The 248-nt window shown below is 65.7% G+C and carries 1 pseudogene; it reads right to left on the reverse strand.

Annotated features, from left to right (window positions below):
* Positions 1-52: 52 nt before the first annotated feature.
* Positions 53-248 (reverse strand): annotated as a pseudogene (locus tag DX908_RS16100) (sulfur carrier protein ThiS); the annotation flags it as partial.

Here is a 248-nt window from a genome sequence, read left to right on the forward strand (position 1 = left end):
ATTCCTGCAAGGACTGTCGCCCGGCACGGTTATTTTAAGGTTAACGCCTTGATTAGATGAGTCCCGCCAGCGGAGAGGAGGGATCGGCATAGCGCCGCCGCCCCATCCGCCCGGAGAGATAGGCGTGGCGTCCGGCCTCCACCGCCAGCCGCATCGCGCGGGCCATGCGGATCGGGTCTTTCGCTTCGGCAATGGCGGTGTTCATCAGCACCCCGTCGCAGCCCAGCTCCATCGCCACCGCCGCATCC

The sequence above is a fragment of the Parvularcula marina genome (genome assembly GCF_003399445.1).
Taxonomy (GTDB): Bacteria; Pseudomonadota; Alphaproteobacteria; order Caulobacterales; family Parvularculaceae; genus Parvularcula; species Parvularcula marina.